This is a genomic window from Jiangella alkaliphila (assembly GCF_900105925.1).
Taxonomy (GTDB): domain Bacteria; phylum Actinomycetota; class Actinomycetes; order Jiangellales; family Jiangellaceae; genus Jiangella; species Jiangella alkaliphila.
In genome coordinates this window covers 554,022-574,722 of record NZ_LT629791.1, presented here as the reverse complement: position 1 = coordinate 574,722, position 20,701 = coordinate 554,022, and the positions used below count along the sequence as shown (strand labels likewise).

Genomic DNA, 20,701 nt, shown 5'->3' with positions numbered 1-20,701 from the left:
GGGCCGGTGGTGCTCGGGCGGCGCCGGGGCCGGGCGGCCACCGTGCACGTCGCCGTGCCGGTCGGTGCCTACCTTGGCCAGGACGACCTGCCCGGACATCTCGACGGGTACGGCCCGGTCACGGCCGGCACCGTGCGGCGCATCACCGCCGACGCCACCCTGCGCAGGCTGCTCACCGACCCCTCCGACGGGCGACTGCTCGAGTACGGCCGCACGAGCTACACCCCACCGGCCGACCTCACAGCCCACGTCATCGCCCGCGACCGCACCTGCAGGTTCCCCACCTGCCACCGACCGGCCACGGAGGCCGAGATCGACCACAAGATCCCCTACGCCGAGGGCGGCACCACCGACCCGGCCAACACCTGGGCTCTGCACGACGGCCACCACCGCGCCAAGACCTGGCACACCTTCACCATCGCCACCGACGACCACGGCGACACCTGGTGGATCACCCCAGCCGGCCATCGCTACCCCGCCGAACCGGAGATCGTCGGGCCGGTCATGAGCACATCGGTGCGGGTTCCCGCCGGCGTATGTGCGCCGTATCCGCCCGTTCCTGAGACGCCGCCCTTCTAATCGTCGGACAGGTCGGCCGAGTACACGACGCCGCCGGGGCCGGTCAGGTCGACCCGCTCGATCTGGTAGATGTTCGCGTCGACCGTCCCGCCGGACCCGCCGCCGGAGCCGCTGACCTCGTACTCGGCGACGGTCTCGGTGCCGTCCTCGGTGACGGCGGACACCTCGTACGTCCCGGGCGCCGCGGTGTCGCCGAGCACGGTGAACACCCACGACGGATCGCCCTGGTACAGGAAGACGTGGCCGACCTGCTCGCCGGCGTCGTCCAGCAGCGGGGCGGCGTGGAAGTAGCGGCCGTTCGCGACGTCGAGCGTCTCGCGGTAGCCGGCGGCGAGGTCGCGGTCGTCGGAGGTCGCCTGCCAGACCACGCCGGCGCCGCCCAGCCCGGCGATCACCGCGGCGGCGGCGTACGGCAGCGCCCGCCGCCAGCGCCGCGGCCGCAGGGGAGTGACGACGGTGTCGGCGTCGTCCGCCGCGGACGGCGGCGCGGACGGCGGCGCGGCCGCCACAGCGGGCGGCACGGCAGGCGGCGCCGGCGCGGCCGGAACGGCGCCCGGCGGCTCCTCGGCGGGCGGCTCCTCGGCCGGCCCTGCGGACAGCGCGGCGATCCGGGCCAGGACGGCGCCTTCGAACCCGGCCGGCGGGTCGTGCTCGGGCGCGACCAGCAGCACCTCGTCGGCGACGCGGGTCAGCTCCTCCAGCTCGCGGCGGCAGTCGGGGCAGTCGGCCAGGTGCGCGAGCACGCGCGCGCGGTCCGGGCCGCTGGCGGCGCCGGTGGCCACTTCGGCCAGGGCGTCGGCGACCTCGCCGCACCTCGTCGGATCAACCATGACTCACCTCGAGCATCGCCCGCAGCCGCGACAGTCCGGTGCGGATGCGTGTCTTGGCCGTACCGAGCGGGATCTGCTGCTGCTCACTGATCTCCCGCGCGGTATAGCCGAAATGTACTGACAGCAGGACGGCGGTCGCCTGCTCGCGGGGCAGTGCCCGCAGTGCGGTGGTGATGCGTTCGCTGTCGGCGACCCGGTCGCTGTCGTTGGTGGTGGAGATCAGCATCTCCGCGACGACGGACGGTTCGACGGCGAGCTCCCGGCGGACCCGCAGGACGTCGATGGCGACGTTGCGGGTGATGGTCAGCAGCCACGTCGACGCCTGCGCCCGGCGGGCGTCATAGTTGCCGGCGTGCCGCCACGCCCGGACGAACGCTTCCTGTGCCACCTCCTCCGCGATCGCGGGCACCCCGACGACCGACAACGCCAGACCGTAGACGCGCCCTTGGTGACGGCGGACGAACGCGGCCATCGCGTCCGCGTCGCCGGCGGCCATCCCAGCGAGCAGGGCCTCGTCCGACACCCTCACATCCTCTTATACGTGGAGGGACGGTGAATCGATTGGATCCTCACGTGGCGTCAGTCACTGTCGCCGCTCGCGGCGGCCTCGGTGTCGACGACGATCGGCCGCAGCCAGGTCCACAACAGGAAGACGGCGGCGGTGACGATCAGGCCGATGCCGGTCCACAGGTTGACGTTCATGCCGCCGGACTTCTCGAGGTCGGCGTCGCTGGTGCCGAACAGCCCCATGCCGACCAGGATCGGCCCGAAGACGCAGAACAGCGCGGCGATGACGACGCGGATGTCGAAGGCTCCGGCGCGTCGCGTCCGGGTTCCACTGACGCTCATCTGCTCGGCTCCCCTCAGAAGAAGACGATGTTGAGGATGATGATGAGGACGAGGGCGATGCCGGCCATCAGCCCCGGCCGCTGGTACCAGGCCTCGTTGCGGTCACGCGGATCCTGCAGGTCCTCCTTCGGGGTCAGCCCGTACACCAGGCCGGCCAGCTCGGCGGCCGGCTTCGGCGCCGTCCGGAGGCTCACGACCACGCTGACGAGGATGTCGACGACGAACGCGGCCCCGGCGGCGAGGAACGCCGAACCCTGACCGGGGAGGTCGATCACCCCGGTCTCGGAGAGCACGAACACCGTCACGGCCGACAGCGTTCCCGCCACGAGCCCGATCCAACCGGCCGCGGCGGTCATCCGCTTCCAGAACATACCGAGGATGAACGTCGCGAACAGCGGCGCGTTGAAGAACGAGAACAGCTGCTGCAGGTAGTCCATCAGGTTGGAGTAGCCGGCCGCGATGAACGCCGTCCCGACGGCCGCGAACGTAGCGACGACGGTGATCGTGCGGCCGACTCGCAGGTAGTAGCCGTCCTCGCGGTCCTTGACGACGTAGCGCTGCCAAATGTCGTAGCTGAAGACGGTGTTGAACGAGCTGATGTTGGCGGCCATGCCGGCCATGAACGACGCCAGCAGGCCGGCGATCGCCAGACCGAGCATGCCGTTGGGCAGCAGGTCGCGCATCAGCAGCAGGATCGCGTCGTTGTAGTCGACGCCGGCCTCGGTGGACTGGGTCTGCTTGAACTCGGCCAGCTCCGGCACGATGACCGCGGCGATCATGCCCGGGATCACCACGATGAACGGGATGAACATCTTCGGGTAGGCGCCGATGATCGGCGCGCGGCGGGCCGCCGACATGCTCTTCGACGCCATCGCCCGCTGCACCTCGACGAAGTTCGTCGTCCAGTAGCCGAACGACAGCACGAACCCGAGCCCGAACACGATCCCGATGACGGACAGGATGCTGGAGTCGAACCCGGCCAGCTCGTTGCCCGGCCAGGCGCTCAGCTGCTCCGTCGACCCCGTCGCGTCGCGGATGCCGCTGGTCAGCCCGTCCCAGCCGCCGACGCGGTCGAGCGCGACCACCGTCAGCGGGAACAGCGCGGCGACGATGACGAAGAACTGCAGCACTTCGTTGTAGATGGCCGCGGACAGCCCGCCCAGCGTGATGTAGCTCAGCACGATGATCGCAGCGGCGAGGATGGCCACCGGACGGGGCCAGCCCAGCAGCGCGTCGACCAGCGTCGCCAGCAGGAACAGGTTCACGCCCGCGATCAGCACCTGCGCGAGCGCGAAGCTGATCGCGTTGACGAGGTGCGCCGTCGGGCCGAACCGGCGCAGCATGAACTCCGGCACGCTGCGCACCTTGGACCCGTAGTAGAACGGCATCATCACGACGCCGAGGAACAGCATCGCCGGCACCGCGCCGATCCAGAAGTAGTGCATCGTCGGCATGCCGTACTCGGCGCCGTTCGCGGACATGCCGACGATCTCGATCGCGCCCAGGTTCGCCGAGATGAACGCCAGCCCCGTCACCCACGCCGGCAGCGACCGCCCGGACAGGAAGAAGTCCAGGCTGTCCGACACCGCATACCGTGCCATCAGGCCGATGCCCAGCACGAACACGAAGTAGACCGCGATGAGCGTGTAATCCCAGAAGCCCGCGTCCAACCGCAGGCTGGCGTCCGCGACCAGGGTCATCGGTACCTCCCGTTGCCGGAATCCCCGGTGACCTTACCCGCGAGTACTAGTCACATTCGGTGTGACGAATGCGGCGTTTCCCGACGGTCTCAGTGCCAGCCGGCGGAGTCGACACCGCCGGGGACGCCGGCCCGCGGGTCGTACGGCGTCCGGGTGAAGACGAACGACACGAGGTCGAGGTGGCTGACGCTGCCGTCGGCATGCCGGACGACCCGCAGCGGCTCGCCGGCGTAGTAGCCGTCCAGGCCGACCCAGCCGCCGTCGCCGTCGGGGCGGAAGCGCGACGCCCGGCCGGCGCCGTGTGCCGGGCCGAGCCGCAGCCAGCCGTCGCCGGCGGCCCGCAGCTCGTACGTCGTCGCCCCCCAGTACCAGTGCCCGACCAGCTCGAACAGCTCCGGCGGCACGGAGCCGGCCCGCCAGACCGGCGGCGTGCGCGGCTCGTCGGCGGCGAATGCGTCGAGCAGGCCGGCGGCGAACCCGCGCGACAGCCCGGCGGTCGTGTTGCTGAGCACGACGACGCCGTCGCCGGTCTCGACGTCGACCCGCACCTCGGCGAGGAAGCCGGGCATCGAGCCGCCGTGGCCGGTGAATCGGCGGCCGCCGTCGTTCCACAGTTGGACGCCGAGGCCGTGCGCCCCGGTCCACGGCGCGCCGGGCACGTCGACGACGACCAGCGGCAGGCACATCTCCGCCAGCGTCTCGGCCGACAGCAGCCCGTCGGTGCGGCCGCCGAGGAACGCGGCCCACCGGGCGAGGTCGCGCACCGTCGACCACAGCTGGCCGGCCGGCGCCATCGCGCCGCCGTCGTGCTCGGGTTCGGGCAGGACGAGGTCGGCGAACGGGTGGACGGCGAGCCCGTGCGCGTGCGGCGCGACCGGCCGCGACGTCGTGCGGTCCATGCCGAGCGGCTCGAGCAGCTCCTCGGAGACGACCTTCGACCACGACCGGCCGTGCACCCGGGCGATCAGCTCGCCGAGCACGCCGAAGCCGACGTTGGAGTAGTGGAACCGCTGCCCGGCCGGGTGCCGGCGGCCCAGCTGCGTCGACAGCGACCGCCAGGGCCCGCCCTCGGTGCGCTCCCACCACGGCCCGTCGGTCTCGGCCTGCACCCCGGCGCCGTGCGACAGCAGCTGCGCGATGGTGACGTCACCGACGTCGGTGCCGGGGAGATGCTTGTCCAGCGGGTCGGTGAGGTCGAGCCGGCCCTCGTCGCGCAGCCGCATGACCGCCACCGCGACGAACGTCTTGGTGATCGAGCCCATGCGGTACTGGGTGTGCTCGTCGGCTTCGCGGCTGCCCTCGCGGCCGTCGATGGTGCCGCGCGCGGCGGACCAGACGAGCTCGCCGTCGCGGACGATGCCGGCGACGACGGAGGGCAGCCGGCTGCCGGCCTGCTCCTCGGCGACGAGACGGGTGAGGTCGGTGGCGGTGGTGGGCCGGATCACGCGCCGAGCCTAGTGGGCGCGCGGCTCCAGGATCACCACCGCCGTCTCCGCCGGCCGCCTGGCCGCGAGGCCGTCCAGCCCTTTGTCGATGCCCCGCCACGTCTCCCACAGCCGGGTCCGCTCAGCGCCCTCGGCGGCCCGGGCCCGGACCGGGTGCGACGTGCCGGCCAGCTCGACGGTGGCGTCCGGCCGCGCCTGCAGGTTCAGCCACCACGCGGGCTCCGGCGCCGCCCAGCCGTTCATCGCCAGCGTGACCAGGTTCGGGCCGTCCTCGACATAGCCGAGGACGACCTTGCGCTCGCGGCCGGTCCGCCGCCCGGTGGTCGTCAGGCGCAGCGTGCCCCACTTGCCGGGCTTCGGCCGCCACAGCCCGAGCCGTCCGCCACTGACGCGGCACAGCGCACGGTGCAGCGTCCAGAACGTCCGGATGAACCAGCGCGGCGGCAGACGCGGCGGACGTTCGTCGGCCATCGGCGAGACCTCCCGTGCTGAGTTCACATGCTAGAGGGTTCGTAGCGGGTCGTCGGCTGGGTGGAGCGGAGCAGTTCGCGCAGTGCCCACCGGTCGCCGGCGACGGCGCCGTGGGCGCGCGCTTGCACCAGCACGTTGCCGAGCGCGGTCGCCTCGACCGGGCCGGCCAGCACCGGCAGCTCGCAGGCGTCGGCCGTCAGACGGCAGAGCAGCTCGTTGCGGGCGCCGCCGCCGACGAGGTGGACGACGTCGACGGGGCAGCCGGACAGGCCGGACGCCTCGCGGACGGTGCGAGCGTAGGCCGCGGCCAGGCTGTCGAGGATGCAGCGGACCAGTTCCGCCCGGCTCGACGGCACCCGCTCGCCGGCCCGGCGCAGCGCGTCGGCGATGCGGGCAGGCTGGTCGCCCGGCGGCAGGAACACGGGGTCGTCGGGGTCGAAGACGGGACCGCCGGCGGGGACGTCGGCGGCGGCCGCGAGCAGCGCCGGCAGGTCGGCGGGCGGCCCGGTGCGGTTCCACGTCGCGATCGACTCGCTCAGCAGCCACAGCCCCATGACGTTGCGCAGGTAGCGGACGGTGCCGTCGACGCCGCCCTCGTTGGTGAAGTTGGCCGCCCGGCCGGCCGGCGTCAGCACCGGGGCGTCCAGCTCGACGCCGACCAGCGACCAGGTGCCGCAGGAGATGTAGGCGAACCGCTCGTCCGCGGCCGGCACCCCGACGACGGCGGAGGCGGTGTCGTGCGACCCGACGGCGGTGACGACGGCGGACGGGGCCAGCCCGGTGTCGTCGAGCACCTCGGGCAGCAGCGGGCCGACGACGTCGCCGGGCCGGCGCAGCGGCGGGAACAGCCCCGGCGGCAGCCCGAGAGCGTCGAACAGCGGCGCCGCCCAGTCGCCGGATCGGACGTCCAGCAGCCCGGTCGTCGACGCGTTGGTGGCCTCGGTGCCGAGTGAGCCGGTGAGCCAGTAGGTGAGCAGGTCGGGGACGAGCAGGGCGTGCGCGGCCGTCGCCGCGGCCGGGTCGACCGCGAGCTGGTAGATCGTGTTGAACGGCAGGTACTGCAGCCCGGTGATGTCGTAGAGCCCGCGCTCGCCGATCTTCGCGTGAACGGCCGCCGCGGCGCCGGACGTCCGCCCGTCGCGGTAGTGGTGCGGGTTGCCGAGCAGCGCACCGGTGTCGTCGAGCAGGCCGTAGTCGACCGCCCACGAGTCGATGCCGATGCTGCCCAGCACCTCGCCGTCGACGCAGGCCCGGGCCGCCTGCCCGAGCCCGTCGAGCACGTCGCGGTAGAGCCGCAGCACGTCCCAGTGCAGCCCGCCGGGGAGCCGCACGGGGACGTTACCGAAGCGGTGCACCTCGGTGATGTCGAGCCGGTCGCGACCGACCCGGGCCAGCATGACTCTGCCGCTCGAGGCGCCGAGGTCGACGGCTGCGGCGGTGTGGGTGGTCATCGTAGGAAGGCGGCGGCGACGCCTGCGTCGACGGGGATGTGCAGGCCGGTGGTGTGGGACAGGTCGCCGGTGGTGAGCGCGATGACGGCGTTGGCGACGTGTTCGGGTAGTACTTCGCGTTTGAGCAGGGTGCGTTGGGCGTAGAACGCGCCGAGCTGGTCCTCGGGGACGCCGTAGACGGCGGCGCGTTGGGCGCCCCAGCCGGCGGCGAAGATGCCGGACCCTTGGACGACGCCGTCGGGGTTGATGCCGTTGACGCGGATGCCGTGTTCGCCCAGTTCGGCCGCGAGCAGCCGGACCTGGTGGGCCTGGTCGGCTTTGGTGGCGCCGTAGGCGAGGTTGTTGGGGCCGGCGAACACGCCGTTCTTGCTGGCGATGTAGATGATGTCCCCACCGATGCCCTGGTCGATCATGATCCGGGCGGCCTCGCGGGACACCAGGAACGACCCGCGGGCCATCACGTCGTGTTGCAGGTCCCAATCGGCGGCAGTGGTCTCCAGCAGCGGTTTGGAGATGGACAGGCCCGCGTTGTTGACCACCAGGTCGACGCCGCCGAAGGCCAGCACGGCCCGCTCGAACGCCGCCTTGATCTGTTCCTCACTGGTGACGTCCACGGTCACCGGCACGGCCACATCGGCGCCGCCGATGCCCGCCGCCACCTGCGCGGCCGCGTCGGTGTTGAGGTCGGCCACCACGACACAGGCGCCCTCGGCGGCCAGCCGCTGCGCGATGGCCTTCCCGATGCCCGACCCGCCCCCGGTGACCAACGCGACCCGAGTGGCCAGCGGCTTCGGTTTCGGCATCCGCGCCAGCTTGGCCTCCTCGAGTGTCCAGTACTCGATGCGGAACTTCTCCCCCTCAGGAATCGGCGCGTAGGTCGACACCGCTTCCGCGCCGCGCATCACGTTGATCGCGTTGACGTAGAACTCGCCCGCGACGCGCGCGGTCTGCGCGTCCTTGCCGAACGAGAACATCCCCACCCCCGGGACCAGCACGATCGCCGGGTCCGCACCCCGCATCGCCGGACTCTCCGCCGTGGCATGCCGCTGGTAGTAGGCCGCGTACTCCTCCCGGTAGGCGGCGTGCAACTCCCGCAACCGGGCCACCGCCTCCTCCAACGATGCGGTGGCGGGCAGGTCCAGCACCAGCGGGCGGACCTTGGTGCGCAGGAAATGGTCCGGACACGACGTGCCCAGCCCGGCCAACGCGGCCAGCTTCTCCCGCGACCCGAACTCGAGCACCACGTCGGTGTCGGTGAAGTGCCCGACCTGCGGCCGGTCCGTCGACACCAACCCCCGGATCACCGGCGCCAACGCGGCCGCCCGCGCCCGCCGCTCCGCCTCGGGGAGCGGGCCGAACCCGTCCACAACAGCGCCGAACGGGTCGGGCTTGCCGCGCGCGGCCAGGAACTCCTCCGCCGTGCGGATCATCCACAGCGAGTTCGCCTCGCACTCCGCCGAGGTGGCGCCCCACGCGGTGATGCCGTGCCCGCCCAGCACGCACCCCACCGCCTGAGGGTGCGCGGCCTTGATCGCCGCGATGTCCAGCCCGAGCTGGAAGCCGGGCCGCCGCCACGGCACCCACACGACCTTCTCCCCGAAGCACTCCTTGGTCAGCGCCTCACCGTCGGCCGCCGTGGCCAGCGCGATGCCGGAATCAGGGTGCAGGTGGTCGACGTGCGCGGCGTCGACCAGCCCGTGCATCGCGGTGTCGATCGACGGAGCAGCACCACCGCGACCGTGCAGGCAGAAGTCGAACGCCGCGACCATCTCGTCCTCACGCTCCACCCCCGGATACACGTCGACCAGCGCGCGCATGCGGTCCAGCCGCAACACCGCCAACCCGGACTCCGTCAACGTGCCCAGATCACCACCGGACCCCTTCACCCACAACAACTCCACCTCACCACCGGTCACCGGATCCACCGCGCTGCCCTTGGCCGACGTGTTACCACCGGCATAGTTCGTGTTCCGCGGATCCGACCCCAGCCGGTTACTCCGCTCGATCAACTCGCTCACGGTGCCGTCGGTCATCGGTCCTCATCTCGGGCGGCGTCTCGGGGGACGGTGGCCAGCTGGTCGTCGAGGTTGAACACTTCGTCGAGAAGCCGCCAGTTCTCGTCCGGCCTGCCACCGTCGGCGAACAGCAGCGCCATCTCCTCCTGCCAGCGACGATTGACGTCGGTGGCGCCCATGGCCGCCTGCGACGCGGCGAGGTCGTCGGCCTCGACGCAGCCGACCAGCAGGCCGTCGTCGCCGAGGAAGATCGAGTAGTCGCGCCAGCCGGTGTCGCGCAGCGCCCGCAGCAGCTCCGGCCACACCGCCGCATGCCGGCGACGGTACTCGTCCAGCCGGTCGGTGCGGACCCGCGAGACGAAGCAGTACCGCGGCATCGTCAGGCTCCCCAGCCGGCCTGGGCGCCGCCGGCCCGCTCGGCGCTGATCGTCTCGAAGTAGCCGGAGCGCTGGTAGGCGGCGATCGGGTCGGGGTCGAGGCCGTGGTCCTCGCGCAGCTCGGCCAGCAGCGGGCGGACGTCGGTGTTGTAGGCGTCCATCACCACCGCGTTGGCGCCGAGCACGTCGCCCTCGGCCTGCGCCTTCGCCAGCGCGTCGGCGTCGACCAGCAGCGCCTTGGCCAGCGCCTCCTGGACGTTGAGCACCGAGCGGATGACCGCCGGGATCTTCGGCTCGATGTTGTGGCACTGGTCGAGCATGAAGTTGACCCGCGACTCGGGCCGGTGCGCGTCCTGGCTGACGATCTCGTGCAGGATGCGGAACAGCTGGAACGGGTCGGCGGCGCCGACCATGAGGTCGTCGTCGGCGTAGAACCGGGAGTTGAAGTCGAACGCGCCGAGCCGGCCGGCACGCAGCAGCATCATGACGATGAACTCGATGTTCGTGCCCGGCGCGTGGTGGCCGGTGTCGAGGACGACCTGCGCGCGCTCGCCCAGCGCCAGGCAGTGCGTCAGCGACGTCCCCCAGTCGGGGATGTCGGTGGAGTAGAACGCCGGCTCGAAGAACTTGTACTCGAGCAGCAGGCGGTGGTCGTCGTCGAGCGCGGCGTAGATGGTGCCCAGCGACTCGGCCAGCCGTTCCTGGCGGTCGCGCAGGGAGTCCTGGCCGGGGTAGTTGAGGCCGTCGGCCAGCCAGATCTTCAGGTCATTCGAGCCGGTGGCGCGCAGGACGTCGATGCACTGCAGGTGATGGGCGACGGCCTTCGCGCGAACCGTGGGGTCGGGGTTGGCCAGCGAGCCGAGCTTGTAGTCGTCGTCCTGGAAGACGTTGCTGTTGATGGCGCCGATCTCGACGCCGAGGTCGCGTGCGTGCGCGGCCAGCGCGGCGAAATCGTCGACCAGGTCCCAGGGGATGTGCAGCGAGACCCGCGGCGCCGAGCCGGTGTAGCGGTGCGCCTGCGCGGCGTCGGCGATCTTCTCGAACGGGTCGCGCGGCACACCGGGCTGGCCGAAGACCTTGAACCTGGTGCCCGAGTTGCCGAACGCCCAGGACGCCGTCTCGACGCCGAGTCCGCGGACCGCCGCCTTCACCTCGTCGTGACTTCTCATCGTGCTGCCTCCAGCGGGCGGCGTTTGAACCGATTCATCTTTTCCGTCAAGCTACGCGGTCCGGCTGTGGCACGTCAACCGGCCGGGCGCCCGCTCGACCCGCTGGCCAGCCGGTAAGCTGCGGCGATGGCAGCAGCCCCGAACATCCGCGAGGTGGCGGTGCGGGCCGGCGTGTCGGTGGGCACGGTGTCGAACGTCCTGAACCGGCCCGAGCTGGTCGCCGAGCCGACCCGCGAGCGCGTCTACGCCGCCATCGCCGAGCTGGGCTTCGTCCGCAACGACTCCGCCCGGCAGCTGCGGGTCGGCCGCAGCCGCACCCTCGGCCTCGTCGTGTTGGACGTCGCGAACCCGTTCTTCACCGACGTCGCCCGCGGCGTCGAGGACACCGCCAACCAGCACGGCCTCGCCGTGATCCTGTGCAACACCGACGAGGACCCGATCAAGGAGGCCTCGCACCTCGACCTGCTCGCCGAGATGCGGGTACAGGGCGTGCTGATCAACCCGATCGACACCGACGGCCGCATCGCCGCGCTGCGCGACCGCGGCATCCCGGTCGTGCTGTTCGACCGGCGCGGCGACCCCGCGGTCGAGTGCTCCGTCGCCGTCGACGACGTGCTGGGCGGCCGGCTCGCGGCGACCCACCTGATCGAGTCCGGGCACCGCTCGATCCAGTTCGTCGGCGGGCCGCTGACGTTGCGGCAGGTCCAGGAACGGTACGAGGGTGTGTCGGCCGTCGCGTCGGCGCACGACGACGTCGAGCTGACCGTCCTGACGACGCCGGCGCTCAACGTGGCGGCGGGGCGGGCGGCGGGGGACCGGCTGGCCGCCGCTGGCCGCGACGCGCTGCCGTCGGCGGTGTTCTGCGCCAACGACCTGCTGGCGCTCGGCGTGCTGCAGGCGCTGACGCACGCGGGGCTGCGGGTGCCGGACGACGTCGCGATCGTCGGCTACGACGACATCGACTTCGCGGCCGCCGCGGCGGTGCCGCTGTCGTCCGTGCGCCAGCCGCGCCAGCAGCTCGGCCGGACGGCGGCGGAGCTGCTGCTCGCCGAGACGATGGAGGCCGACCACGAACACCGGCAGGTCGTGTTCGAGCCCGAGCTGATCGTGCGCGAGTCGTCCGCCCGCTGACCATCACCGAGCGCACCGACAGGTTGTCACGAATGCGTTTCGGCTCCCAGAGCTGTTGACGACCGGCCGAGGTCGCGACCAGCCTGTGCCGTGGTGTATGCCCTCCGTTCACTCGGCGGAGATAGCGTCGCCGCCGTCAATCTGCCATGTAGGGGGTAGAAATATGCGCCTGAACAGGCGTTTCAACCGTGCCCTGGGTGCCGCAGCCGCCCTGGGACTGGCCGGGGTCGGGCTCACCGCCGTCCCCGCGCAAGCTGCCGAGGTCCAGATCGACGTTCTCGGCATCAACGACTTCCACGGCCGTCTCGAGGCGGACGGCCAGGCGGCCGGCGCCGCGGTTCTTGCCGGCGCGGTCGACACCCTCCGGGCCGAGAATCCGAATACAGTCTTCGCCGCCGCCGGTGACCTCATCGGCGCATCGACGTTCACCTCGTTCGTCGACCAGGACCACCCGACCCTCGACGCACTGACGGCGGCCGGCCTCGACGTCAGCGCCGTCGGCAACCACGAGTTCGACCAGGGCTACTGCGACCTCGTCGACCGTGTCATTCCGTTCATCGAGCAGAAGGCCGTCGAGCACGGCCGTGAGCCCTGGCAGTACATCGGTGCCAACGTCACCGTTCGCGACGGCGCCGACACCGGCTGCGAGTCCGACACGGAGCTGGCGCCCACGTGGACCGCCGAGGTCGGCGGCGTGACGGTCGGCTTCGTGGGCGCCGTCACCGAGCACCTGCCCGAGCTGGTCAGCCCGAGTGGCATCGCGGCGCTCGAGGTCGGCGACATCGTCGAGGCCACGAACGACTCCGCCGACGAGCTGAAGGCCGACGGCGCCGACATCGTCGTCCTGCTGGTGCACGAGGGCGCGGCCACCACCGAGATCGAGTCCGCGACCGATCCGGACAGCGACTTCGGCCGCATCGTGACCGGCGTCAACGACAATGTCGACGCGATCATCTCGGGTCACACGCACCTCGCGTATGACCACGAGATCGAGGTGCCGGGCTGGACTGACCGCGACTTCGGCCGTCCGGTCGTCAGCGCTGGTCAGTATGGCTACAACCTCAACGACCTCTCGTTCACCGTCGAGACCACGACCGGTGAGATCACCGGCGTCGAGTCCGAGATCATCCCGCTGACCATCCAGAACAGCGAGGGTGAGTGGGAACCGAACCCGGAGTTCGCGCCGGACGATGTCGTCCAGGGCATCGTCGACGACGCGGTGGCGAACGCCGAGGTGCTCGGTGCCGAAGAGCTCGGTGTGGCGAACGCTGCGTTCCGGCGTGCCGTACAGTCCGACGGCTCGGAGAACCGCGGCGGCGAGTCGACACTCGGCAACTTCGTTGCGGACGTCCAGCTCGCGGCCGCACAGGTGACCGACCCCGAGGCGCAGCTCGCGTTCATGAACCCCGGCGGCCTACGGGCTAATCTCGAAGACGTCATCATCACGTACAAGGACGCCGCCGAGGTGCAGCCGTTCGCCAACACACTGGTGACGACGACGCTCACCGGTACGCAGATCGTCCAGGTACTGGAGGAACAGTGGCAGCCGGCGGGCGCCTCGCGGCCGTTCCTCAAGCTCGGCGCGTCCGCGGGCCTCTTCTACACCTACGACCCGCAGGCACCGGCGGGCGAGCGCATCACATCGGTCACGCTGAACGACGAGCCACTCGACCCGGACGGCGAGTACCGCGTCGTGGTGAACTCGTTCCTTGCCGCCGGCGGCGACAACTTCGCCACCCTTGCCCAGGGCTCTGACCCGACCGACACCGGCCAGGTCGACCTGGAGGCCATGGTCGACTACCTGGCCGAGAACTCGCCCGTCATGCCTGACTACGCCCAGCGGGCCGTCGGTGTCCATTGGGTCTCGGACCCCAACGCCGTCTACCGGCCTGGTGACGAGGTAGAGATCCAGTTCTCCTCGCTGATGTTCAGCACGCCCGAGTCGATCTCCGAGCACGGGAGGGTGTCGCTCAACGATGAGTTCTGGACGTTCGTGGTCAGCTCGACCATCGTCGACACCACCGACGAGGTCGGTCGGGGCCGCGCCACGTTGACGATCCCGGCGGACGCCGCTCCCGCCGATCTGGGCCCGACGCAGGTCGAGCTCGTGGTCAGCATGGACTCGACCGTGTTCACGGTCCCGATCACCGTCGATACCTCGAGCACCGGCGACGAGAACGGCACCGAGGACGGCGGCGACGACAACGGCGACGAGAACGGCGACGAGAACGGGACCGACAACGGCGCCGACGAGAACGGGTCGGACGAGAACGGGTCCGACGACGGGACGGACGACGGCGACGAGCTGCCCGACACCGGTTCGTCCGGCGTGCTCTGGTGGGTCATCGGCGGCGTCGTGGTCCTCGCGCTCGGCGGCGGGCTGTTCGCGCTGTCGCGGCGCAAGGGCGCGAGCGGCGGCACGGGCACCGGCACCGGCGGCACGGCGGCCTGATCGCCCGACCGTCTGACGGCCGCACCGGCCGAGGCATACCGACCGTGGCGCCCCGCCCACCCGGCGGGGCGCCACGTCACCCCCGAGGACCCGATCCCTCGACCCGAAAGGTACGACCGATGCACTCGACCAGACGTCCTCTCCGCTGGCTCGCGGCGGTCGCCGCGGCCGGCCTGGCCGGCGCGAGCCTGGCGGCCGTACCCGCCCTCTCCGCCGGGGCGGCCGAAGGCGACCCGTTCATCAGCGAGCTCCACTACGACAACGCGGGCGCCGACACCGGCGAGTCGATCGAGATCCAGGCCGACCCGGGCACCGACCTGACCGGCTGGCAGATCGTCCTCTACAACGGCAACGGCAACGCGGCCTACAACACGCGCACGCTGTCCGGCGCCGTCCCGGCCGCGGGGGTCGTCGTCGCGACGTACCCGACGGACGGCATCCAGAACGGCTCGCCCGACGGCATCGCGCTCGTGCGCCCCGACGGCACCGTCGCGGAGTTCCTCTCCTACGAGGGCGGCATGACCGCGGCCGGCGGCCCGGCGAACGGCATGGCCAGCGTCGACATCGGCGTCTCGCAGGCCAGTTCCACGCCGGTCGGCCAGTCGCTGCAGAAGGTCCAGGACGCCTGGACCGGCCCGATCGCCAGCACCTTCGGCGCCGTCAACGGCGGCGGCGACCCTGACCCCGACCCGGAGCCCGAGCCGGCCACGATCCCGGAGATCCAGGGCACCGGCGCCGACTCCCCGCTCGTCGGCACGACGGTCGTCACCAGCGGCGTCGTCACCGCCGTGTACCCGACCGGCGGCTTCGGCGGCTACTACCTCCAGACGGCGGGCAGCGGCGGCGACGCGGCGCGGACGGCCTCCGACGCGGTGTTCGTCTTCTCGCCGTCGACGGTCGGGCAGGTCGAGATCGGCGACCACGTCCGCGTCACCGGCGAGGTCAGCGAGTACTTCGGCCTCACCGAGATCGAGGTGCCCGCCGACGGCCTGGAGCCGCTCACCGAGCCGGCCGAGGCCGTGAAGCCGGTGCCGTTCACGCTCCCTGCGAGCGCGGCCGGCCGCGAGGTCTACGAGGGCATGCTGGTCCGCCCGGCAAACTGCTTCGTCGTCTCCGACACCTTCCAGCTGGGCGGCTTCGGCAGCACGGCGTTCGGCTCCATCGGCCTGGGCTTCGGCGGCCCGCTGGTGCAGGAGACCGAGGTCGCGCTGCCCGGCACGCCGGAGTTCGACGCGGCCGTCGCCGCGAACGCCGCCCGCGCCGTCACGCTCGACGACGGCCAGTCCAACCGGACGGCGACCAGCAGCCTGGTGCCGTACCTGACGAACGACGACCCGGCCCGCACCGGCGCCGGCGCCACGTTCCAGAGCGACATGATCTTCGACTTCCGGTTCCAGTGGAACTTCCAGCCGACCGAGCCGGTCACCGGCCCGGCGCCTGACGTCGTCACGTTCGGCACCGGCAACACGCGCGAGGCGAACGCGGCACCGCAGGACGTCGGCGGCGACCTGCAGATCTCCGCGTTCAACGTGCTGAACTACTTCACCACGCTGGGCGTCGACGTCCCCGGCTGCGAGGCGTTCACCGACCGCGCCGGCAACCCGCTCACGGTCTCGGGCGGCTGCGACGCCCGCGGCGCGTGGGACGAGGTGAGCTTCGACCGGCAGGAGGCGAAGATCGTCGCGGCGATCAACGGCCTCGGCGCCGACGTCGTCTCGCTGCAGGAGATCGAGAACTCCGCCGCGTTCGGCCAGGACCGCGACGTCGCCCTGGCCACGCTGGTCGACGCGCTCAACGAGGACGCCGGCCCGGGCACCTGGGGCTACGTGCCGTCGCCGGCGCAGCTGCCGTCGTCAGAGGACGTCATTCGCACCGCGTTCATCTACCGGACGGCGAACGTCGAGCCGGTGGGCGAGTCGGTCATCCTCATCGACCACCCGGCCTTCCACAACGCCCGCGAGCCGCTGGCGCAGGAGTTCCGGGCGCTCGACGGCGGCTGGGAGTTCAACGCGATCGTCAACCACTTCAAGTCCAAGGGCGGCGAGTGCGGCGACCTGCCGGAGGGCTGCTTCGACGCGGACCGGACGGCGCAGGCGCAGGCCTTGGCGGAGTTCGCCGACGAGCGTGCGGCGGCCACCGGGACCGACGACGCGTTCCTGCTCGGCGACTTCAACGCCTACAGCGGCGAGAACCCGATGCAGGCGCTGTACGACGCCGGCTACACCGACCTCAACAACGAGTACGCCGGCGAGCACACCTACGTGTTCGACGGCAAGGTCGGCTCGCTGGACCACGTGCTGGCCAGCCCGTCCGTCGTCGAGCAGGACCTCGTCACCGGCGTCGACGTGTGGAACGTCAACTCGGTGGAGTCGGTGCTGTTCGAGTACTCGCGGCACAACTACTTCGCCAGCGAGCTGTTCCAGCCGGGCACGGTCTACCGGGCCAGCGACCACGACCCGATCCTGGTCGGCCTGCAGACGCCCGGACCGGCCACGTTCGACGACGTCCGCGACCTGGTGGCGCACTACGCCGCCGCGGGCACCGTCAACCGGTCGCAGGCGGCCCAGCTGACCACTCACCTGGACACCGCCGAGCGGCTGTCCGGGCGTGGCCTGACCGGGCCGGCCGGCACCTCGCTGGACCGGTTCGTGGCGGTGGCCGAGCGGGTGGCCGACGACGCCGCCCGCGCCGCGCTGCTGGCGGCCGCCGAGGAGCTGCGCGAGCAGCTGTAGCGCGCCACGCGTCACCGAGTGAGAGCCGCCGTCCGAGACCGGACGGCGGCTCTCCTCGTTGTCGGCGCGGGGTCCTAGAGTGTCGGGCATGACCGATCTCCGGGCCGCCGTCGAGGCCATCCTCCCGTCCGCGCGCGCCGACCTCGAGCGGCTGGTGCGCATCCCGAGCGTCAGCGCCGACCCCGCCCGGGCCGGCGACGTCCTCGCCAGCGCCGAGGCCGTGGCCGAGCTGGCCCGCGGCGCCGGAGCCGCTCAGGCCGACGTCGTCAGCGCGGCCGGCGGGCGGCCCGCCGTCATCGCCAGCTGGCCGGCCCCGGAGGGCGCGCCCACCGTCCTGCTCTACGCCCACCACGACGTGCAGCCGACGGGACCACGCGAGGGCTGGACCACCGACCCGTTCGAGCCCACTGAGCGCGACGGCCGGCTCTACGGCCGCGGCAGCTCCGACGACAAGGCCGGGGTCGCCACGCACCTCGCGGCGCTGCGCGCGTTCGACGGCCGGCCGCCGGTCGGCGTCGTGCTGTTCGCCGAGGGCGAGGAAGAGATCGGCTCGCCGTCGTTCACCCCGTTCCTCGAGACTTACCGCGACCGACTGGCCGCCGACGTCATCGTCGTCGCCGACTCCGCCAACTGGACCGCCGAGGTCCCGGCCATCACCACCAGCCTGCGCGGGGGCGTCGACTGCCTGGTCACGCTGCGGGTGCTGCAGAAGTCGGTGCACTCCGGCCTGTTCGGCGGCCCGGTCGTCGACGCGCTCACCGCGCTGACCCGGCTCATGGCCACGCTGCACGACGACAAGGGCGACGTCGCCATCGCCGGGCTGATCAGCACCGACGCGCCCGACATCGACTTCCCCGACGAGCGCTACCGCAGCGAGGCCGGCGTGCTCGACGGCGTCCACCTGGTCGGCAGCGGCTCGCTGACCGAGCGGCTCTGGACCCGGCCGACGGCGTCCGTCCTGGCCATCGACGCCCCGGCGGTCGCCGACGCCGCGAACATCCTGGTGCACGAGGCCCGGGCCAAGGTCAGCGTCCGCATCGCCCCCGAGCAGGACCCGCGCGCCGCGCTCGACGCGCTGGAGGCGCACCTGCGCGAGCACGTCGAGTTCGGTGCCCAGATCGAGATCACCGAGGGCATGGTCGGCGGCGGCTGCGCCCTGCCGACCGAGGGCCCGGTGGTCGAGGCGGCCGAGGCGGCGCTCACCGAGGCGTTCGGCGTCCCGTCCGTGCGCACCGGCATCGGCGGCTCCATCCCGTTCATCGCCGAGTTCGAGAAGACCTTCCCCGATGCGACTGTGCTGGTCACGGGCATGGGCGACCCGCTCAGCGGGCCTCACGGCCTGAACGAGAGCCTCGACCTCGCGATGTTCGCCAAGGGCTGCCTGGCCGAGGTGCTGCTGCTCGACCGGCTGTCCCGCCTGCCCGGGTAGGACGGACCGGCCGGTGTCCCGTCACGTCGCGCTGCTCCGCGGCATCAACGTCGGAGGAAAGAAGAAGGTCGCGATGGCCGACCTCCGCGCGCTCGTGGCGGGGCTCGGCCACACCGACGTCGCCACCTACATCAACAGCGGCAACGTCGTCTTCGCCAACGCTGCGCCCGATGCCGGACGGGACGAGCTGGAGACGGCGATCGAGTCGGCCATCCGGGCCGGGCTGGGCCTGGAGGTCGCCGTCCTCGTCCGCACCCACGACGAGCTCGCGGCCGCCGTCGACGCCAACCCGTTCCCCGACGCCGAACCGTCCAGGCTGCTGCTGAGCTTCCTGCGCACGGCGCCCGAGCCGGACACCTACGCGGCGGCGGAGCGGGTCGAGTCGGGCGCCGACGAGTTCCGCGTCGACGGCACCACGGTGTACCTGCATGTTCCGGACGGCGCCGGCCGCAGCAAGCTGGCCGCCGCGCTGAGCAAACCGTCGCTCGTGGTGGCGACGTCACGAAATCTGGCCACTGTCAGCACGCTCGTGCGACTGTCACAAGATCCGGGAAACCGTCGTTCGGACTGAACGACGGCGCTGCACCCTGGGAGGGGCCGGGCAACACCGGCGGGAGACCGGGGGCCGGAGGTCCTCGTCGATCCGTCGGTCGAGGCCCGCACTCTGGTAGAGAGCGCGCGTTTTCGTTGTCCGGCCCGAACATCGAAGTGTCACTGACAGACTGCGGCCATGGAGAACGAGGCCATCCTGCTGCAGGTGCGCGACGGCGAACTGGTCGGCGTCGGTTCCTGGGTCTACGTGTGGCTGCGGCCGGGCGCGGACCGTCCGGTGGTCTACGTCGGCAGCACGGGGGTGCCGCCGGTCGTGCGCATCTGGCTGCACCTGCACGACACCGACCCCGACATCGGCCGCCTGCTGGCGCGCTATCCCGACGTCGCGCACGACCCTCTCGACGTGCTCGCGTTCCAGGTGCCGTCCCGGCTGGACCGGGCCGCGGTGAAAGCGGGGCTGGTCGACCGGCTGGAGACGCGCGGGCTGCTGTCCGAGCGGTACGTCGGTGACCCGCCCGGCCTGCTCACCGCGAACGGCGCCGTCGGTCCCGCCGTCGAGTGGATGGTCGCCCAGGTGGTCGCCCACAACGGCCCCGGCGGCTGACGGCGCGCGCCGGCCCAGCCCAGCTCGGGCCGGCGCGGGTCAGGTGCGCTGCGCCAGCGTCTGGGCGACCAGCTGCTCGGTCAGCTCGCGCAGCCGGCGCCGGGCGGCCGGGTCGAGCGCCTGCGCGTGCGGCGTCGCCGCCATGGTCTGGTCGAAGTAGACGCCGCTGACGTCGGCCAGCTCCGGGTCGGCGACCAGTCGCAGCGTCGCCTCGCCCCCGTCGTGCAGCGTGCTCAGCGGCGTCAGCTCGGCCTCGCTCACCATCGACGTCGCCATCAGCGTGGCCGGGTGCAGCGTGTTCGCCGTGACACCGGTGCCGCGCAGCTCCTCGGCGAGGTCGAGGGTGAACATGATCTGCGCGAGCTTGCTCTGGCGGTAGGCGCGGTAGCCGTCGTAGTCGTGGTCGAGCATCGGGTCGGCGAAGTCGATGGGCGCCTGGCCGATGGACGAGACGTTGACGATGCGCGCGGGCGCCGCCGCCAGCAGCGCCGGCAGCAGCCGCCGGGTGAGGTGGTAGCCGGCCAGGTAGTTGACCGCGAACCGCAGCTCGATGCCGTCGGGGCTCAGCTCCCGGCGGCCGCCGGGCTCGCCGAAGCCGACCCCGGCGTTGTTGACCAGGATGTCCAGGCCGGGGAAGCGGCTCAGCACCTCGTCGGCCAGCCGGTCGACCTGGCCGAGGTCGGCGAGGTCGGCCCGGACGACGCCGACCGGGTCGCGGCCGCCCTCGGCGCGGATCTCGCGGGCCGTCTCGTCCAGACGCGCCGGATTCCGCCCGTGCAGGACGACGCCGACGCCGGTCGACGCCAGCCGCAGCGCCAGCCATCGGCCCAGGCCATCGGTCGCGCCGGTGATCAATACCGTCGTGGGGCTCATGTTCTAAGGCAACCATCCGACGCCCCGGTGTTCTTCCCCCAC

General features: G+C 72.0%; 18 protein-coding genes. 7 read left to right on the top strand and 11 right to left on the bottom strand.

The window, feature by feature from the left end:
- Positions 1–6 precede the first annotated feature (6 nt).
- Positions 7–579 carry an HNH endonuclease gene (locus BLV05_RS35460; protein WP_172860597.1) on the top strand — a complete coding sequence of 191 codons (573 nt, stop codon included), beginning with the start codon at positions 7–9 and terminating at the stop codon, positions 577–579.
- On the opposite strand, the gene BLV05_RS02630 is transcribed toward BLV05_RS35460, so the two are convergent.
- From BLV05_RS02630 to rhaI, 10 genes are all read right to left on the bottom strand, one after another.
- On the bottom strand, positions 576–1,409 hold the full coding sequence (locus BLV05_RS02630) for an anti-sigma factor family protein (protein ID WP_052762045.1): 834 nt from the start codon (positions 1,407–1,409) through the stop codon (positions 576–578). The genes BLV05_RS35460 and BLV05_RS02630 overlap by 4 nt on opposite strands.
- Positions 1,402–1,932 (bottom strand): RNA polymerase sigma factor, encoded by a 531-nt coding sequence (locus BLV05_RS02625; RefSeq protein ID WP_197683511.1) that lies wholly within the window; start codon positions 1,930–1,932, stop codon positions 1,402–1,404. The genes BLV05_RS02630 and BLV05_RS02625 overlap by 8 nt, the downstream gene beginning before the upstream one ends.
- A 56-nt stretch (positions 1,933–1,988) precedes the next feature.
- Positions 1,989–2,258, bottom strand: coding sequence for a hypothetical protein (locus BLV05_RS02620; RefSeq protein WP_046766578.1), 270 nt, complete (start codon positions 2,256–2,258; stop codon positions 1,989–1,991).
- A gap of 14 nt (positions 2,259–2,272) precedes the next feature.
- Positions 2,273–3,958, bottom strand: coding sequence for a sodium:solute symporter family protein (locus BLV05_RS02615; protein WP_046766579.1), 1,686 nt, complete (start codon positions 3,956–3,958; stop codon positions 2,273–2,275).
- A gap of 89 nt (positions 3,959–4,047) precedes the next feature.
- Positions 4,048–5,400, bottom strand: coding sequence for a serine hydrolase domain-containing protein (locus BLV05_RS02610; RefSeq protein WP_172860765.1), 1,353 nt, complete (start codon positions 5,398–5,400; stop codon positions 4,048–4,050).
- Between the two features lie 12 nt (positions 5,401–5,412).
- A complete protein-coding gene (locus tag BLV05_RS02605; RefSeq protein WP_046766783.1) occupies positions 5,413–5,874 on the bottom strand; it encodes a nitroreductase/quinone reductase family protein in 462 nt (153 codons plus the stop codon).
- Positions 5,875–5,897: 23 nt separating this feature from the next.
- Complete coding sequence (locus BLV05_RS02600; RefSeq protein ID WP_046766581.1) at positions 5,898–7,325, bottom strand: rhamnulokinase; 1,428 nt, start codon at positions 7,323–7,325, stop codon at positions 5,898–5,900.
- Positions 7,322–9,358 (bottom strand): bifunctional rhamnulose-1-phosphate aldolase/short-chain dehydrogenase, encoded by a 2,037-nt coding sequence (locus tag BLV05_RS02595; protein ID WP_046766582.1) that lies wholly within the window; start codon positions 9,356–9,358, stop codon positions 7,322–7,324. The genes BLV05_RS02600 and BLV05_RS02595 overlap by 4 nt, the downstream gene beginning before the upstream one ends.
- Complete coding sequence (locus BLV05_RS02590; protein ID WP_046766583.1) at positions 9,355–9,717, bottom strand: L-rhamnose mutarotase; 363 nt, start codon at positions 9,715–9,717, stop codon at positions 9,355–9,357. Before BLV05_RS02590 ends, BLV05_RS02595 begins: the two co-directional genes overlap by 4 nt.
- Positions 9,718–9,719: 2 nt before the next feature.
- Positions 9,720–10,886, bottom strand: a complete 1,167-nt coding sequence (gene rhaI / locus BLV05_RS02585) for an L-rhamnose isomerase (protein WP_046766584.1) — start codon at positions 10,884–10,886, stop codon at positions 9,720–9,722.
- A 126-nt stretch (positions 10,887–11,012) separates the two neighbouring features.
- Between rhaI and BLV05_RS02580 the strand changes: the two genes are divergently transcribed.
- The 6 genes from BLV05_RS02580 to BLV05_RS02555 all read left to right on the top strand — a co-directional run bounded on the left by BLV05_RS02580 (position 11,013) and on the right by BLV05_RS02555 (position 19,786).
- Positions 11,013–12,017, top strand: a complete 1,005-nt coding sequence (locus BLV05_RS02580; RefSeq protein WP_046766585.1) for a LacI family DNA-binding transcriptional regulator — start codon at positions 11,013–11,015, stop codon at positions 12,015–12,017.
- 163 nt (positions 12,018–12,180) lie between these two features.
- Positions 12,181–14,469, top strand: a complete 2,289-nt coding sequence (locus BLV05_RS02575; RefSeq protein WP_052762046.1) for a 5'-nucleotidase C-terminal domain-containing protein — start codon at positions 12,181–12,183, stop codon at positions 14,467–14,469.
- 119 nt (positions 14,470–14,588) lie between these two features.
- Positions 14,589–17,201, top strand: coding sequence for an ExeM/NucH family extracellular endonuclease (locus BLV05_RS02570; RefSeq protein WP_052762047.1), 2,613 nt, complete (start codon positions 14,589–14,591; stop codon positions 17,199–17,201).
- An 88-nt stretch (positions 17,202–17,289) separates the two neighbouring features.
- On the top strand, positions 17,290–18,630 hold the full coding sequence (locus BLV05_RS02565; RefSeq protein WP_046766586.1) for a dipeptidase: 1,341 nt from the start codon (positions 17,290–17,292) through the stop codon (positions 18,628–18,630).
- A 13-nt stretch (positions 18,631–18,643) separates the two neighbouring features.
- The gene (locus BLV05_RS02560) at positions 18,644–19,201 is read left to right on the top strand and encodes a DUF1697 domain-containing protein (protein WP_046766587.1); all 558 of its coding nucleotides are present in this window, start codon (positions 18,644–18,646) and stop codon (positions 19,199–19,201) included.
- Positions 19,202–19,360: 159 nt separating this feature from the next.
- Positions 19,361–19,786, top strand: a complete 426-nt coding sequence (locus BLV05_RS02555) for a hypothetical protein (protein WP_046766588.1) — start codon at positions 19,361–19,363, stop codon at positions 19,784–19,786.
- Between the two features lie 39 nt (positions 19,787–19,825).
- On the opposite strand, the gene BLV05_RS02550 is transcribed toward BLV05_RS02555, so the two are convergent.
- Positions 19,826–20,659 (bottom strand): SDR family NAD(P)-dependent oxidoreductase, encoded by an 834-nt coding sequence (locus BLV05_RS02550; protein WP_046766589.1) that lies wholly within the window; start codon positions 20,657–20,659, stop codon positions 19,826–19,828.
- Between the last annotated feature and the right edge of the window lie 42 nt (positions 20,660–20,701).